This window comes from Arsukibacterium sp., assembly GCF_036735525.1.
Lineage (GTDB): Bacteria > Pseudomonadota > Gammaproteobacteria > Enterobacterales > Alteromonadaceae > Alishewanella.
Map to the genome: position 1 here is coordinate 24,179 of NZ_DAINOE010000030.1, position 15,791 is coordinate 39,969.

At 49.7% G+C, this 15,791-nt stretch carries 12 protein-coding genes; 3 read left to right on the forward strand and 9 right to left on the reverse strand.

The window, feature by feature from the left end; genetic code table 11:
- Together V7D78_RS07935 and V7D78_RS07940 are read left to right on the forward strand one after the other, a co-directional pair.
- The coding region (locus V7D78_RS07935) for an alpha/beta fold hydrolase (RefSeq protein WP_333607907.1) at nt 1-719 on the forward strand (719 nt) is incomplete at its 5' end.
- A 4-nt stretch (nt 720-723) separates the two neighbouring features.
- Nucleotides 724-1,905, forward strand: coding sequence for an RNA polymerase sigma factor (locus V7D78_RS07940; protein WP_333607908.1), 1,182 nt, complete (start codon nt 724-726; stop codon nt 1,903-1,905).
- A gap of 53 nt (nt 1,906-1,958) precedes the next feature.
- Here the strand turns inward: V7D78_RS07940 and greA are convergent, their stop codons facing one another.
- The 7 genes from greA to V7D78_RS07975 all read right to left on the reverse strand — a co-directional run bounded on the left by greA (nt 1,959) and on the right by V7D78_RS07975 (nt 12,317).
- On the reverse strand, nt 1,959-2,435 hold the full coding sequence (greA, locus tag V7D78_RS07945) for a transcription elongation factor GreA (protein ID WP_333607909.1): 477 nt from the start codon (nt 2,433-2,435) through the stop codon (nt 1,959-1,961).
- Nucleotides 2,432-5,653 carry a carbamoyl-phosphate synthase large subunit gene (gene carB, locus V7D78_RS07950; RefSeq protein ID WP_333607910.1) on the reverse strand — a complete coding sequence of 1,074 codons (3,222 nt, stop codon included), beginning with the start codon at nt 5,651-5,653 and terminating at the stop codon, nt 2,432-2,434. The genes greA and carB overlap by 4 nt, the downstream gene beginning before the upstream one ends.
- Nucleotides 5,654-5,680: 27 nt before the next feature.
- A complete protein-coding gene (gene carA / locus V7D78_RS07955) occupies nt 5,681-6,811 on the reverse strand; it encodes a glutamine-hydrolyzing carbamoyl-phosphate synthase small subunit (RefSeq protein WP_333607911.1) in 1,131 nt (376 codons plus the stop codon).
- Between the two features lie 220 nt (nt 6,812-7,031).
- Entirely contained in the window at nt 7,032-7,841 is an 810-nt protein-coding gene (dapB, locus tag V7D78_RS07960) for a 4-hydroxy-tetrahydrodipicolinate reductase (RefSeq protein ID WP_333607912.1), read from the reverse strand.
- A 95-nt stretch (nt 7,842-7,936) separates the two neighbouring features.
- Nucleotides 7,937-9,091, reverse strand: coding sequence for an iron-containing alcohol dehydrogenase (locus V7D78_RS07965; protein WP_333607913.1), 1,155 nt, complete (start codon nt 9,089-9,091; stop codon nt 7,937-7,939).
- A gap of 97 nt (nt 9,092-9,188) precedes the next feature.
- Nucleotides 9,189-10,220 (reverse strand): SGNH/GDSL hydrolase family protein, encoded by a 1,032-nt coding sequence (locus tag V7D78_RS07970; RefSeq protein WP_333607914.1) that lies wholly within the window; start codon nt 10,218-10,220, stop codon nt 9,189-9,191.
- 225 nt (nt 10,221-10,445) lie between these two features.
- Entirely contained in the window at nt 10,446-12,317 is a 1,872-nt protein-coding gene (locus tag V7D78_RS07975; RefSeq protein WP_333607915.1) for an MFS transporter, read from the reverse strand.
- A 187-nt stretch (nt 12,318-12,504) separates the two neighbouring features.
- Between V7D78_RS07975 and V7D78_RS07980 the strand changes: the two genes are divergently transcribed.
- On the forward strand, nt 12,505-13,815 hold the full coding sequence (locus tag V7D78_RS07980; protein WP_333607916.1) for a Na+/H+ antiporter NhaC family protein: 1,311 nt from the start codon (nt 12,505-12,507) through the stop codon (nt 13,813-13,815).
- Here the strand turns inward: V7D78_RS07980 and V7D78_RS07985 are convergent.
- Both V7D78_RS07985 and V7D78_RS07990 read right to left on the reverse strand, forming a co-directional pair.
- Entirely contained in the window at nt 13,812-14,888 is a 1,077-nt protein-coding gene (locus V7D78_RS07985) for a nucleotidyltransferase family protein (RefSeq protein WP_333607917.1), read from the reverse strand. The genes V7D78_RS07980 and V7D78_RS07985 overlap by 4 nt on opposite strands.
- Nucleotides 14,882-15,739 carry an HprK-related kinase A gene (locus V7D78_RS07990; RefSeq protein WP_333607918.1) on the reverse strand — a complete coding sequence of 286 codons (858 nt, stop codon included), beginning with the start codon at nt 15,737-15,739 and terminating at the stop codon, nt 14,882-14,884. The genes V7D78_RS07985 and V7D78_RS07990 overlap by 7 nt, the downstream gene beginning before the upstream one ends.
- Nucleotides 15,740-15,791: the final 52 nt, after the last annotated feature.

The window sequence follows — 15,791 nt, forward strand, 5'->3', positions numbered from 1 at the left end:
GGCGGCCGACGGCTGAGGCGCTAGCCGGTGATTATCAGCTGCATTTAATCAGTATTGCCGGCTTTGCCGGTACCCCTGCCATTAGCGGCGAGTTATTGCCACGGGTACAACGCGACTTGCTGCAATACATTGAGCAACAACAACTGAACCGCCCGGCGATCGTTGGTCATAGCTTGGGGGCCTTTTTGGCCTTTAGTTTAGCCAGTAACGCACCTGATGCTATAGGTACTATAATTGCCGTAGATGGCCTGCCCTATCTGGCGCCGGTATTTAGTCGCGATGCCCGCACCACAGTGGCGCAGGTCAGCCCTCAAGCTGAGTATTTTAAAAACTTATACCAGGGCATGAACGCCGGGCAACTGGCCGACATGGCCCGCCAAGGGCTGCAGGTGCAGGCAACCACGGCGGAACACCAGCAGCAAGTGCTGACGATGGCAGCGGCCTCGGATCCGGCCAGCGTGGGCCAGGCATTATATGAATTACTAACCACAGATTTACGCAGCCAGGTACATAACATTCAAAGTCAGGTCCTGCTAATTGGTGCCAGTGGCGCTTTGCAAGATGACGCGCAGCGCATAGCAGCAACAGCATTGTATCAGCAACAAATTGATACTATCGCTAAGGCCACACTTAAGTTTAATACCGACTCACGGCATTTTATCATGCTGGATCAACCCGATTGGCTTAGCCAACGCATCGCTGCAGCATTAAAGGATTAACACTATGAGCATGTCGATTACCGAGCAGCAACTGCTGCCAGATGTTACCGCGGCACAGCAGGGTGATATCCATGCCTTTAGCCGGCTGGTCAGCCGCTGTCAGCGCAGTGTCAGCAGTATCGCGCTGGCGATAGTAAAAGATATAGATGCCAGCCAAGACATTAGCCAACAGGTGTTTATTCACAGCTGGCAGCAGCTGCATACGCTGCAAAACCCGGCCAGCTATTTACCCTGGCTGCGCCAGATCACCCGCTACCGGGCCTATAACTATCTGCGGGATAATAAAGTCCGTAGCAAAGTAGGTGGTGAGCAAGCAGAAGCCATACTGGCCGAGTTTGCCAGCGACACTGAGCTCAGTGATGACTTAGCTCAAACCCAGCAAAACCAGATCATGGCGGATTTTATTAGCCAGCTACCCGCAGACAGCCGGGAAATTGTGCTGCTGTTTTACCGCGAAGAGCAAAACAGCCAGCTGGTGGCCGAGTTACTCGGGCTGAGCGAGAGCAATGTCCGCAAAAAATTACAGCGTGTGCGCGAGTTGTTAAAAGAACAGCTTTTGGCCAAATACGGCAAGCTTATTTTGAGCACCGCACCGGGTCTGGGCTTCACTACTGCTATCTGCAGTGCACTGACGCTGGCCAGTCCACCAGTGGCCGCCGCGTCGGCCAGTGCCTTTGCCGCCAACAGCACAGGTATCGCCAAATTCGGCTGGCTGTTTGGTGGCGCCATGCTGGGCGCCCTGGGTGGGGTGCTTGGCGTAGTGTGGGGGATGAAACAACCGTTAAAGCGCGCAGAAAGCAATAAAGAGCGCCAGCAATTACTGAAATACCGCAATATCAGCATTGGCTGGGTGTTACTCAGCGGCCTGTTACTGGCACTGTCTTATCAATTCACGGCAGGTTCGGTAGCACCGGTGCTTAGCTTCAGCCTGTTTTTAGCAGGCCTGGGTTACCTGCAATATGGGGTGTGGAAAACCATCAAGCCGCGGCTGCTGGCCAAGATGCAGCAAGATGCCAGTGCACAATATGCCAGTGAACAACATGCCAGCGCACAACATGATAGTGCAGAAAAGACGTATAAACGCCAGCGGCTGTGGTGCTGGATTGGCATCATTGGCGGCAGCCTGGCGGGTTATAGCGGCTTAATCATTGGCCTGGTGCGTAGCGGCCGCTGGTTTTGGGGATAAAAAAACGCCAGGGCTTAGCCTGGCGTTGTTAGCTTGAGCTGGCTAAAACCGGCTCAGATATATTGCACGTTAGTAATTTCAAACTCTACCACGCCTTTAGGGGTGGTAATGTTTACGACGTCGTCTGTTGTTTTACCAATCAGGCCGCGGGCAATCGGTGAATTAACCGAAATCAGATTGTTTTTGATATCTGCTTCGTCATCGCCGACAATCCGATAGGTTACTTCTTCGTCCGTATCCAGATTTAAAATGGTGACAGTCGAACCAAAAATCACTTTGCCAGTATTAGGCATTTTACTGATATCGATGATCTGGGCATTGGATAACTTGCCTTCGATATCCTGAATACGGCCTTCGCAAAACCCCTGCTGCTCACGGGCAGCATGGTATTCAGCATTTTCTTTTAAATCACCGTGGGCGCGGGCTTCGGCAATGGCCTGAATAATGGCCGGCCGTTTCACCGATTTAAGCTCATGCAGTTCAAGGCGCAATGCTTCTGCGCCTTGTACTGTCATCGGAATTTGACTCATCCGTTCACTCTCTTATGTAATTCCTGAATAGAATTAACGTTAGTAAAAGCACTGGCAGCATTCGCTTTACAGGTGGCGAAGGCCGCATTTAGCGTTGTAGTATAGTTGGCTTTGTGCTGCAGTGCACCACGGCGTAAAACTTTAGAGTCTTCAATAGCCTGGCGCCCTTCAGTCGTGTTAACTATGTAGCTGTATTCACCGTTTTTAATCCGGTCCAGAATATGCGGCCGGCCTTCGAATACCTTGTTGACGGTACGGCAAGGCACACCGGCCGCCGCTAAGGCTTTGGCGGTACCGCCGGTCGCATCCAGCTCAAAGCCGATTTCCACCATGCGTTTGGCCAACTCAACTACCCGCACTTTATCGCTGTCGCGCACTGAAAGCAAGGCACGGCCACCGGTGGGGATCAAGGTACCTGAACCTAGCTCACCCTTGGCAAAAGCCTCTTCAAAAGTATCACCAATGCCCATCACTTCGCCGGTAGAGCGCATTTCCGGGCCAAGGATAGGGTCAACACCCGGGAACTTATTAAAGGGGATCACCACTTCTTTTACCGAGAAATACGGCGGAATAATTTCTTTCGTTATGCCTTGCGAGGCCAGTGACTGACCGACCATACAACGGGCACCGACTTTAGCAACGGCAACACCGGTGGCTTTAGACACAAAAGGCACAGTGCGGGCAGCACGAGGGTTCACTTCAATTAAATACACTTCGTTGTCTTTCACGGCAAACTGGGTATTCATTAAACCGACTACACCCAGCTCCAGCGCCAGCTTTTTCACCTGCTCGCGCATCACATCCTGGATCTCTTTGCTCAGGCTGTGCGGCGGTAAGGTACAGGCCGAGTCACCTGAGTGCACACCGGCTTGCTCAATATGCTCCATAATGCCGCCGATGATCACCTCTTTGCCATCACAGATGGCATCGATATCGACTTCAATGGCATCATCCAGGAAGTTATCCAGCAATACTGGCGAGTCATTCGATACGCTGACGGCTTCGGTCATGTAGCGGCGTAAATCCTGGTCATCATAGACAATTTCCATCGCCCGGCCACCCAGCACATAAGAAGGCCGCACTACCATCGGGAAACCAATTTCATGAGCACGCGACAGCGCTTCTTCGACGCTGGTTACCGTGGCATTTTGTGGCTGCTTTAAGCCCAAACGCTCTACCGCCTGCTGAAAGCGCTCGCGGTCTTCCGCACGGTCAATCGCATCCGGCGAGGTGCCAATAATTGGCACGCCGTTGGCTTCTAAGGCGCGGGCTAATTTTAATGGCGTCTGGCCGCCATACTGCACTATGACGCCTTTAGGCTGTTCAATACGCACAATTTCCAGCACGTCTTCCAGCGTAATAGACTCAAAGTATAAGCGGTCTGACGTATCATAATCAGTCGATACGGTTTCCGGGTTACAGTTCACCATAATGGTTTCATAACCGTCTTCGCGCAGCGCCAGTGCCGCATGCACACAGCAGTAGTCGAATTCAATACCCTGACCAATGCGGTTGGGACCACCGCCGATTATCATAATTTTATCGCGATTGGTCGGCGCCGCTTCGCACTCTTCGTCATAAGTGCTGTACATATAAGCGGTGTCAGAAGCAAATTCGGCGGCGCAGGTGTCTACCCGCTTGTACACCGGGTGTAACTTATAGCCATAACGCTTTTTGCGCACTTCATTTTCACTGACGCCGAGCACCGCAGCGATACGCGCATCAGCAAAGCCTTTGCGCTTTAAGCGGGCCAGACGGGCCTGATCCAGTGCGGCATAGCCATCAACCGATAACGCCTGCTCTTCTTTCACCAAATCTTCAATTTGCACCAGGAACCAGCGGTCGATATTGGTCAGAGTGAATATCTCATCCATGCTCATGCCAAAGCGGAACGCATCAGCAATGTACCAGATACGGTGTGAGCCGGGCTCACGCAGTTCGCGGGTTAATTTTTCTCTGGCTTCAGGCTGGTTAATGTCGATTATCGGGTCTAAACCCGATACGCCAATTTCGAGGCCGCGCAGGGCTTTTTGTAATGACTCCTGCTGATTACGGCCAATCGCCATCACCTCACCCACCGATTTCATCTGGGTGGTTAAACGATCGTTGGCACCGGCAAATTTTTCAAAATTAAAGCGCGGTATTTTAGTGACCACATAATCGATACTTGGCTCGAACGACGCCGGTGTTCTGCCACCGGTAATGTCATTGGCCAGTTCATCCAGCGTGTAGCCTACTGCTAACTTGGCGGCAATTTTGGCTATCGGGAAGCCAGTGGCTTTTGACGCCAGCGCCGATGAGCGCGACACCCGTGGGTTCATTTCAATAATGACCATGCGGCCATCTACCGGGTTAATGCCAAACTGCACGTTTGAACCACCGGTTTCTACGCCGATTTCGCGTAATACTGCCAAGGAGGCGTTACGCATGATCTGGTATTCTTTGTCAGTCAGGGTTTGCGCCGGAGCCACAGTGATAGAGTCGCCGGTGTGCACGCCCATAGGGTCGAAGTTTTCAATGGCACAGACGATAATGCAGTTATCGTTTTTATCGCGCACCACTTCCATTTCGTACTCTTTCCAGCCAATGAGCGACTCGTCAATCAGCAGCTCTTTGGTGGGCGATAAATCGAGGCCACGGGTACAGATTTCTTCAAATTCTTCACGATTGTAAGCAATACCACCGCCCGAGCCACCCATGGTGAATGACGGCCGGATAATACAAGGAAAACCAATGTCTTCCAGTACCTGATAAGCTTCTTCCATCGAGTGTGCTAAGCCAGCGCGTGGGCAAGCCAGGCCAATAGAGCGCATGGCTTTATCAAAGCGGCTGCGATCTTCAGCCTTATCAATAGCATCCGCCGTGGCACCAATCATTTCTACGTTATATTTGGCCAGTACACCATGACGCTCTAATTCCAGCGCACAGTTCAGCGCCGTTTGGCCACCCATGGTCGGCAACACAGCGCATGGCCGCTCTTTTTCGATAATTTTTTCTACTACCTGCCAGTGAATAGGCTCGATGTAGGTGGCATCGGCCATCTCGGGATCGGTCATAATGGTGGCGGGGTTTGAGTTAACCAGAATCACCCGGTAACCCTCTTCGCGCAGCGCTTTACAGGCTTGAGCGCCTGAATAATCAAATTCGCAAGCCTGGCCAATGACGATGGGGCCGGCGCCAATAATCAGAATGCTTTTTATGTCGGTACGTTTTGGCATGGGTCGCTCTCCGTGATTCGTGTTTGCTTAGGCTTTATGCTGTTGCATCAGCGCAATAAAGTGGTCGAACAGCTCAGAGGCTTCATGCGGACCGGGGCTGGCTTCAGGGTGCCCCTGGAAACTGAACGCCGGCTTGTCCGTGCGATGAATACCTTGCAGTGAACCATCAAACAGCGATTTATGGGTGGCTCTTAACGTGGCCGGTAAGCTGGCTTCATCAACCGCAAAACCGTGGTTTTGGGCGGTGATCAGCACTTTTTTACTATCGAGATTTTGCACCGGGTGGTTAGCACCATGGTGGCCAAATTTCATTTTTAACGTTTTGGCACCACTGGCCAGCGCCAGTAGCTGATGGCCTAAGCAAATACCAAACAACGGGATATCAGTCTCTAAAAAGGTTTTAATGGCCGCGATAGCGTAATCACAAGGTGCCGGATCGCCAGGGCCATTAGATAAAAAGATGCCATCCGGATTCAACGCCAGTACCTCAGCCGCCGGAGTTTGTGCCGGCACCACGGTAAGCTTACAGCCGCGATCGGCCAGCATGCGCAGAATATTACGTTTTACCCCAAAATCGTAAGCGACTACATGGAACTGTTCAGCTGCTGCAGGGCGGTGACCTTCGCCCAGTACCCAGCTGCCTTCAGTCCACTGATAAGATGACTTCACTGTCACTTCTTTGGCTAAGTCCATACCGGCTAAACCGGCAAAGCCCTTGGCCAGTTGTAGCGCTTTAGCCTCATCCAGATTATCGCCGGCCATCAGACAGCCATTTTGCGCGCCCTTTTCCCGTAAAATACGGGTGAGTTTACGGGTGTCGATATCGGCGATGCCAAGAATGTTATGTTGTGAAAGGTATTGACTAAGAGAGAGTTGATTACGAAAGTTACTGGCTAACAGAGGAAGGTCGCGGATAATAAGGCCCTTGGCCCACACCTGTCCGGATTCTTCGTCTTCACTATTGGTTCCGGTGTTACCAATATGTGGGTAAGTGAGTGTTACTATTTGCTCTGCGTATGAGGGATCAGTGAGAATTTCCTGATACCCGGTCATCGAGGTGTTAAACACCACCTCACCTACAGAAACTCCTTCAGCGCCAATGGCTGTACCGTGAAATACGGTGCCGTCTTCCAGTACGAGCAGGGCGGACTTAGTCAAAATAACCTCCAAACAGCAAAAAACGGGCGAAAACTCACTGTGTTTTACAACCCGTTTTGACCCAAGATTCTTATCCCGTATTTAGCGGGTGAGAGGCCCGGGCGAGTGACCGGGCAAACCTGCCTATTTTAGGCGATTAGGACGCTTTTGGCTATGGCTATTTTAGGTTTTTACAAAAATACCTGCTTTAACACGTTTTTATGCTTAGTTGCTCAAAAGCTTATGTTAAGTCGGCCAATCCCAGCACTTGTTGCATAGAATAAAGTCCTGGCTGTTCATTTTGCAACCACAAAGCAGCACGCAGTGCGCCTTGAGCAAAGGTGTTACGGCTGGATGCTTTGTGGCTGATTTCCAGCCTTTCTCCCAAATCTGCAAAAAGTGCCGTATGATCGCCAATAATGTCGCCGCCGCGTACTGTGGCAAAGCCAATACTTTGTTGTGACCGCTCGCCGGTTATGCCTTCACGGCCATAAACCGCTACCTGGCTTAAATCCCGCCCCAAGGTTTTAGCAATAGTGGCGCCAATGGCCATGGCCGTGCCCGATGGCGCATCTTTTTTAAAGCGGTGATGCGCTTCAATAATTTCGATATCCGCGCTGTGACCCATTACCCGGGCAGCGGTTTGCACCAAATGCAGCAGCAGGTTTACCCCAACGCTCATATTCGGCGCCCAAACGATGGGGATATGCTCGCTGGCTTGCTGCAACTGCTGATACTGGTGATCGGTAAGCCCGGTAACGCCAATCACCATGGCTTTTTTTGCCGCTACCGCCAGTTCCAGATGCGCCAGCATCGCCTCAGGCATAGTAAAGTCGACCCAGATATCGGCACTGTGAATACTGCTAACACCCGTTTCACTCAATGCCAGCCCCAGCTTACCGCAGCCGGCCAGCTCTCCGGCATCGACGCCGACTAAGGACGAACCGGCACGAACGGTGGCCGCGGTTAAGTTTAGCTGTTGCTCCTGAGCAACACTGACAAGGGCACGGCCCATGCGGCCGTTAGCGCCGAAAATTCCGATAGCGGGCATAACTCACTCTTAAAATATTATTAATAGCCGCTATTAAAACAAAAGCGGCCAATACTAGAAAGCAAAATAGCCATCTTAATGGCTATTTAATCTCGCTACACCGCTTTTTGCAGAATCTGCCGCGATACGTCCAGGTCAATATCGGAATGCTCGCCCAATTTCAGCATGCCATTGGCTTCTAGTTTAGCAACTAGCTTATCTACCGCATCAGCGGCAATGCCGTAATCTGCCAGGCGGGTGGGCACACCCATCTGCTCAAAAAACGCCCGGGTATGACTAATGGTATCGTCAATTAAGCGCTCTTCATCCTGATGGCTAAGCTGCCACACCCGCCGTCCAAACTGTAATAGTTTTTCGCGTTTTTGCGCTCGCTGCTGTTGCATTAACGCCGGTAGCACGATGGCCAGCGTTTGCGCATGATCCAGGCCGTACACCGCCGTAATCTCATGGCCTATCATATGCGTAGCCCAGTCTTGCGGTACACCCTGACCTATCAGGCCATTTAACGCCATGGTGGCGGCCCACATTACATTAGCACGCACGTCATAATCATCTGGCTGGCTCAGTGCTTTAGGCCCCTCCTCAATCAAGGTTTGCAATAAGCTCTCGGCAAAACGGTCTTGTACCGGCGCATTGACCGGATAAGTTAAATATTGCTCCATCACATGCACAAAAGCATCCACCACGCCATTGGCGACCTGACGTGGCGGCAAGCTAAAGGTGACACTAGGGTCAAGAATAGCAAACTGCGGGTACACCAGAGGGCTACTAAACGCCAGTTTTTGTTGGGTATCATAGCGTGTTACCACTGAATTACCGTTGCTCTCAGTACCGGTGGCAGGCAGCGTCAGCACACAGGCCAACGGCACTGCATCCTTCACTTTACCGCCCTTGGCCAGAATATCCCAGGCATCTCCCTGGTATCTCGCTGCAGCCGCAACAAACTTAGCGCCATCAATGACACTACCACCACCTACCGGCAGCAAAAAATCAATCTGTTGCTCACGCACCAGCGCTACTGCCCGCATCAGGGTTTCAAAACTGGGGTTTGGCTCGATGCCACTGAACTCTTGCCAGTCAAAGCCTGCCAGCGCTTTGACTACCTGATCATAAACACCATTATGTTTAATAGAGCCACCACCAAACAGCATCAACACTTTACTACCTGCGGGGATTAATTTGGCGATTTGCCCAAGCTGATCTTTACCAAAGACAATTCGGGTGGGGTTGTGATAAGAAAAATTAAACATAAATGCTCCGCTATAAAATATAAAAACCAGCTGTAAGCTTATAAGTGCTATCAGCTGGTACTAAGTTCAATAGTTACAGCGAAATTAAGGCTCTGGTTCAGTGATGCCGGGTGACTAACTGCACAAAAGTACGGCGACGCACTATGCCAAAGATACCCACTAACATCAGTAGCAGCGTAGCCGGAGCCGACACCTCCTGATATACGGTATTACCGCTGGCTAATAACTGAAATGCTTCCCGACCTAAAACAGCATGGGCGGCAGTAGTGGGATGGATTTCATCCCAAAAAACAAATTGTGATGCATTTGCGCAAGTTCGCTCAGTAGCAAATATCCCACCGGTAACAGAACGGCATTCACCTGTTGTATCGCTGAAACCTTCAACAGAGGGATTAGCCAGAATATCGTCGAAAATGGTGAAAACATCCAGCAGGTATATATCAGCCTGAGACTGCTTAGCTAACGCTATCAACATCTCTTCAAGCATGGCGTTCCAGAGCATACTGACCTGACTGCCTGATGCGCTTTGAGCACCAGACGCAAATTCAGGAATACTGCCAAGGTCTGGTAAGTTGGGAACTAACAAGGTGCTGGCACCTCTGGCAATCATATCCATTAGCATTATTTGAAAGTTTCCCATCACCGAGCTGACAATCATTAGCGGATTAGCTGCACCAACCAGATCACGCATATCATTACCACCGGCCCAGGCAACATATAAAGCATCTGCATCAAAAGAGGACGTCCCTACACGACCAAGATATTGATTATACTGACTTAATACACCTGTAGAGGGGCCAGTAGCATTATCTATCCTGGCTCCACCATAAGCAAAGTTATTGCCTCCGGCGGTCGAACGAACAGAGCTTAACCCCAGTTCAAGTGAGAGGTATTCATGCCAAAGTATGCCGTTTGAAAAACGACCATTTGGACCATAACCGGCAAGGGCAGCAACTGGCCCAAACGAGCCCAGAGGAACTGACGCCCTCGTATTACCCGTGTCAGATAAACTGTCACCAAAAATATAGATATCAGAAAAAATGACAGCAGCACTGCTGTGCCAACTGGTCAGAGTGATGCCAACGCTTAATACTGCACACGTCAACCACTTTAAAGATCTGTTCGTCATAAAGGGTATCCTTATTGTTTTTGCTTTAGTATTGCCACCAATAGCAGCACTAAACAAACAGCAGGATTTGTGCCCAAAAAATACCGTTTATCGCAAACACGGTCAGAACTCTGCCCAGCTGAGCTGTAGCAGAGGCGTACCGAAAAATTTACATTGTTAATTCAGAGACTTGTCAATTTAACTGACACTTTAGCGCGATCTTTGCCGTTATGCTCAGCTAAAAACCTACATTTTATCTGCGCGTAGCACCCTCACATGCTGCTCCAGCACCTCAGCACTGACATCTGCAGCAGGCAGCGCTGGCGAAGCGACTAATTGCACCTTTGACCAGAAGCGGCCTTTAAATTTAAAAGCCCCTTTACCATGATGACTGAAAAATGATCCCCATAATCCTTGCAGTGCCATCGGCACCACAGGCACCGGCGTTTCTGCCAGGATGCGTTCGATACCAGGCCGGAAACCGTCCATCTCACCGATTTTAGTTAAGCGCCCTTCCGGAAAAATACACAGCAGATTGCCGGCATCAAGCTCACGTTTTATTGCAGCAAAGGCTGCTTCATATACCTGCTCATCTTTTTGTTTACTGCAAATAGGAATGGTTTTAGCCGCTTTAAACAGCCAATTAGCCACGGGTAAATCGTAGATACCTTTTTCCATAACAAAGCGAACCGGACGGCGCACAGCACCAGCAATCAGCATGGCATCAACATAGCTGACATGGTTCGCCACCAATACAGCGGCTCCCTGTTCAGGAATATGCTCCAGGCCACTGCTGCGCACCCGGTACATTGAATGGCTGAGCAAATAAATGACAAAGCGCAGCGCAAACTCTGGCACCTGGCTATACACATAAAGCGCCACTACCGCGTTCATTATTGCCAAAATCAAAAAATACTGTGGAATAGACAAACCGGCAAAAGACAAAAACAGTATGCCAACCAGCGCACTAACCACCATGAACAGTGAATTAAAAATATTATTTGCGGCGATAATTCTGGCGCGTTCAGCAGGCTCAGCTCGTTGCTGCAACAGCGCATAGAGTGGCACGATAAATAAGCCGCCAAAAACACCTATTAACGTTAAATTCAGCAGCACCTGCCAACCATAACCGCTCTGTAAAAATTGCCCTATGTGCAGTAACTCTGCTGGCGCCAGTTGCGGGCTGCTGCCATACAAACCCAAGCCAAATACGGTCAGGCCAATAGACCCTATTGGCACTATGCCCAGCTCAACCCGTTCGGCTGATAAACGCTCGCACAGCATAGATCCCAGACCCACACCCACTGAAAACGCCACTAATAATGCGGTGACCACAGTATTGTCGCCCCCCAGTACCGTTTTGGTAAAATTCGGAAATTGTGTCAGGTAGCTGGCACCCAAAAACCAAAACCAGCTGATCGCCATAATTGCCAGATAGAGGGTACGGTTGCGATAGCTGATACGAACAGTTTCAATAGTTTGGCGGATGGGCGAAAATTGAAATTTTACCGCCCCATCAACCATGCCCACCGCCGGAATAGCGCGGCACACCAGATAACCTAACACCGAAAACAGCATAACCAGGCCACCAATCCATAATGGCGCATTGGCAACCCCTACCAGTAAACCACCTAAAATAGTGCCGAGCAAAATGGCAACAAAGGTACCCATTTCAACCCAGGCGTTACCCGCCAGCAACTGCCGGTCAGTCAGCAACTGCGGCAAAATAGCGTATTTAACCGGACCAAAAAATGCTGACTGCGTGCCCATTAAAAACAATAAGCCAAGTAACCACAGATACTGCTGATAATAAAATGCCAGCGCTGCTAAACACATCAGTACAATTTCTGCTAGTTTCAGCACTCTGATCAAGCGGGTTTTACATAAACTGTCTGCCAGAGTGCCTGCAGTAGCCGAAAACAATAAAAACGGCAAAATAAACAAACCTGCTGCCAGGTTCATCGTTAAGTTAGTATCCCATGGCAAGGCAGAGGCCGCACTAAACGCCAGTAACAGCATCAGGGAATTTTTAAACACATTGTCGTTAAACGCACCCAATGCCTGGGTAAGAAAAAATGGTAAAAAACGTCGTGAACGAATAATCGCTAATGCGGACATCTTTGCTCCCTGCCTATCATTTAAGGTATGTTTTTTCGCCAAAATACACTAACTTAGTCAACTGACGCCAGTTTTTGTTTAGCCTTTACTACAAATTGTCGAGCTTTACCGGCGAAATATCGCACCAGATTGACAGGACGTCTGGACATCTATATATTGCGCAACCCTACTTAATGAGACTCAGACTATGTCAGTACCCGTTAGCAATGTCACTGCGAAACTGTCATTTTTACCCCTGCTGCTATTTGTTAGCTTGTTTCTGGGCACAGGTTTATATTTGCAGGCGCAAGGCGTCGATTATGCTTTTTATCAGTTACCTGGCCATATTGCCGCTATACCGGCACTGATCCTGGCAGTGCTGCTGTACCGGGCACCGCTAACTCAGGCTATTGAAGTGATGATTAAAGGCGCTGGTAACAGCAATATCATTACCATGTGTTTTATTTTTTTACTGGCCGGCGCCTTCGCCACCGTCGCCAGTGCCACCGGCGGCGTTGATGCGGTGGTCAATGCCGGTTTAAGCCTGGTGCCAGCCCAGTGGATCTTACCCGGTTTATTTATTATCGCTGCACTGATTGCCACTGCCATGGGCACCTCTATGGGCACCATTGGCGCCTTAGCCCCTATTGCTGTAGGCGTTTCCCAACAAGCCGGTTTAGAGCCAGCTCTGGTAGCCGGCGTCTTACTCAGTGGCGCGATGTTCGGCGATAATTTGTCAATCATCTCCGATACCACCATCGCCTCTACCCGCACTCAGGGTGCCCGCATGAAAGATAAATTCCGGGAAAACATCCACATCGCCCTGCCTGCCGCCCTGATTTTTGTTCTGGTATTAACCTTTATCGATACGTCCGCCAGTGACGTTCAAATTAATGATTACCAGCTCAGTGCGGTATTACCTTATCTGGCCATTCTCATCCTGGCAGTAGCCGGTTTAAATGTTTTTGTAGTGTTATTACTGGGCATCATACTGGCCGCCTTACAAGGCATACTCTTTGCCGACTATCAGTTTGCCCGGCTCGGTCAGGATATGGCGACTGGTTTTGCCAGCATGCAGGAAATTTTTGTGTTATCGATGCTGGTCAGTGCTTTGAGTGAATTTATTCGCCAGCAAGGCGGGCTAAATTGGATTAGCGCCAAAATAAGCTCAGCTACACAGCAACTGGCGCTGGCGGGTAACAAAGCCCAGCAGCTGGCCATAGCCGGCCTGGCCTTTGTCAGTAACCTTTGCATTGCCAATAACACAGTGGCGATTGTGGTCAGTGCCGATGTCAGCAAAGCACTGGCCAGCGCACATCAGATCACCCCCAAACGCAGTGCCAGCTTGTTAGATATTTTTTCCTGCGTCAGTCAGGGTTTGGTGCCCTATGGTGCGCAAGCGCTGCTGCTGGGCGCCAGCTTTGGCTTATCGCCGTTGCAGGTAGTGGCACATAGCTATTATTGTATGATCTTATTAGTTGCCGGCTTAGTGGCGGTGTTTATTCGTAAGCAATCTTAGGGTGTGTCGCTGTTGCCGCCTGCCGGGGTAAACCAGCTCCTGATACAGAGCGCTGTTTTAACACCAATATGGCGTAACAGCGCTTTCATATGAAATTTATGCAGATAGCCTCTAACCAACCAGCAGAGTTTAGCTAGGCCAGCAGTTGCTGTATTATTCAGCATACTGAGTACCAACAATCGGGCAAAAGGCCGTTGCTGCTCGCTGTTGGCTATGTCGGCAGTAAAAGATTGAGTGAACTCCCGACCAAAAATCTCGGCTAACAACTGAATCACATTGATCACTGCTTGCTCAGCACCTAATAGGCGGCTCTGAGTAATAAGCTCAGATTGCAGGTTTTTTCGAGCGATGTCCGCAAATAGCAAATCCAGATCGATTAAATCTTTTAGGATTTTATGATGTTCTTCCTGCCAGAAAAAATGCACAGCAGCATGCACGAATAAATGCAGTTGCGATGGTACGCTAAACACAGAACCGCTTAGAGGCTGAGCTTGCTCAATAAAATAGTTAATATCAATGTTTTTGCGACTGGCCACCGGATAGATATTAAAATGCAAATCAATACTGCTGCCGCGGCTAATATGATACAACGGCGGATTTTCGTGAGTCAGTTCCAGGTAATAATATTTGTCATAGTCGGATACCGGCCCTTCCAAAAAGCCGGCAAAAAACAGCCTAGCTTTACAATCATCCAGAGCCGCTCTTGGCACTAGTATATCGATGTCAGCATAAAGTCGTCCTTCACTTGCCGTTAATGCCACAGCCTGATAGGCGGCGCCTTTTAACAGAAGTACCGGATAATTCAGCTGTGCAAAATGCGTTTCAAGTTGCAATAACTCAAAATACAAAGAGTCACGCTGTCGCTGATAATAACGCCACCCCCACTCAAGGTGTTGCAAAACCTTGTCAGGTAAACTATCAAGCAATTGCTGTCGATTAAACAACGCATATAATTGTGCCGTAGTACCATATTGTCGCCCCTGCTGCAGCAAATGACTCCAATCTGCTGCATGCGCCTTGCTGACAAATTGTTGCGGATCTTTGAAACACTGTATCAATTCATCAGCTAGCACAACAGTTGCTCCAACATATCCAACATCATACCTGTGTCATGATATTCCAATCTGAAACAGTCAGTTTGCTCAACTAACCGGCAAAGGCAGTCGAAGCCATCCTTGCCATAGGCACTGTAATTGAAACTATTTTGCGCCAGGTACATCAGGCAATCTGCCTTAGGCAGAGCATAAAGCTCGGCCGCACCGGCATTGACTGAATACTGAGGAAACAACACCCAGGCCGCCTTAGCAGTGTGTTGATACTGCTGCCAACTGAGATCTGTTGGTCGTAAGTAAGCAACAGTGCCCTTTTCGGTATCTTTTGTACGGTGGAAAATGCGGCATTGCGGGTGATAATGCTTAATCACATCAATTGATTGGTTTTTCAAACTGAGTGGTCTGACATAAGGGTGAATAATGCCGCTGTCAGGGTCAATCAAACACATTTCATCCGTTAACAGGCGCCAGCCATTAAGCATCAATAGCGCGCACAAGGTACTTTTGCCACTGCCCGGAGGGGCAGGCATAATCAGTGCCTGGCCATTTTTTTCCAGGACTGCAGCATGAATGGCGAGATATTTTTGCTGCCAGGCGGCGACACACCAGTTCAAGCCCCATTCAAAAGTCGCGACTAATTGCGCTTGCTCTGCCATCCTGAAATGCTCAGAGCCACAACGAAAATGATAAGGCCGTGATTTACCTGCCCAATGACGGTGATAGTCAATATGAAAATCATAGATGTGCTGCCGTTCTAAACCGGCAGTTATCAATGAAGCAGGATACAACTCAGCTAGCATTGACTGCAGGCTGGTACTGCTAGTGTCAATACTAAAGGTAAAGGGAGACGTTAATAATGAAAATAATGACAAAATTATTCCACTGGTATGGCAACAACTACATCAACCTTAGTGGTTGTGGCAG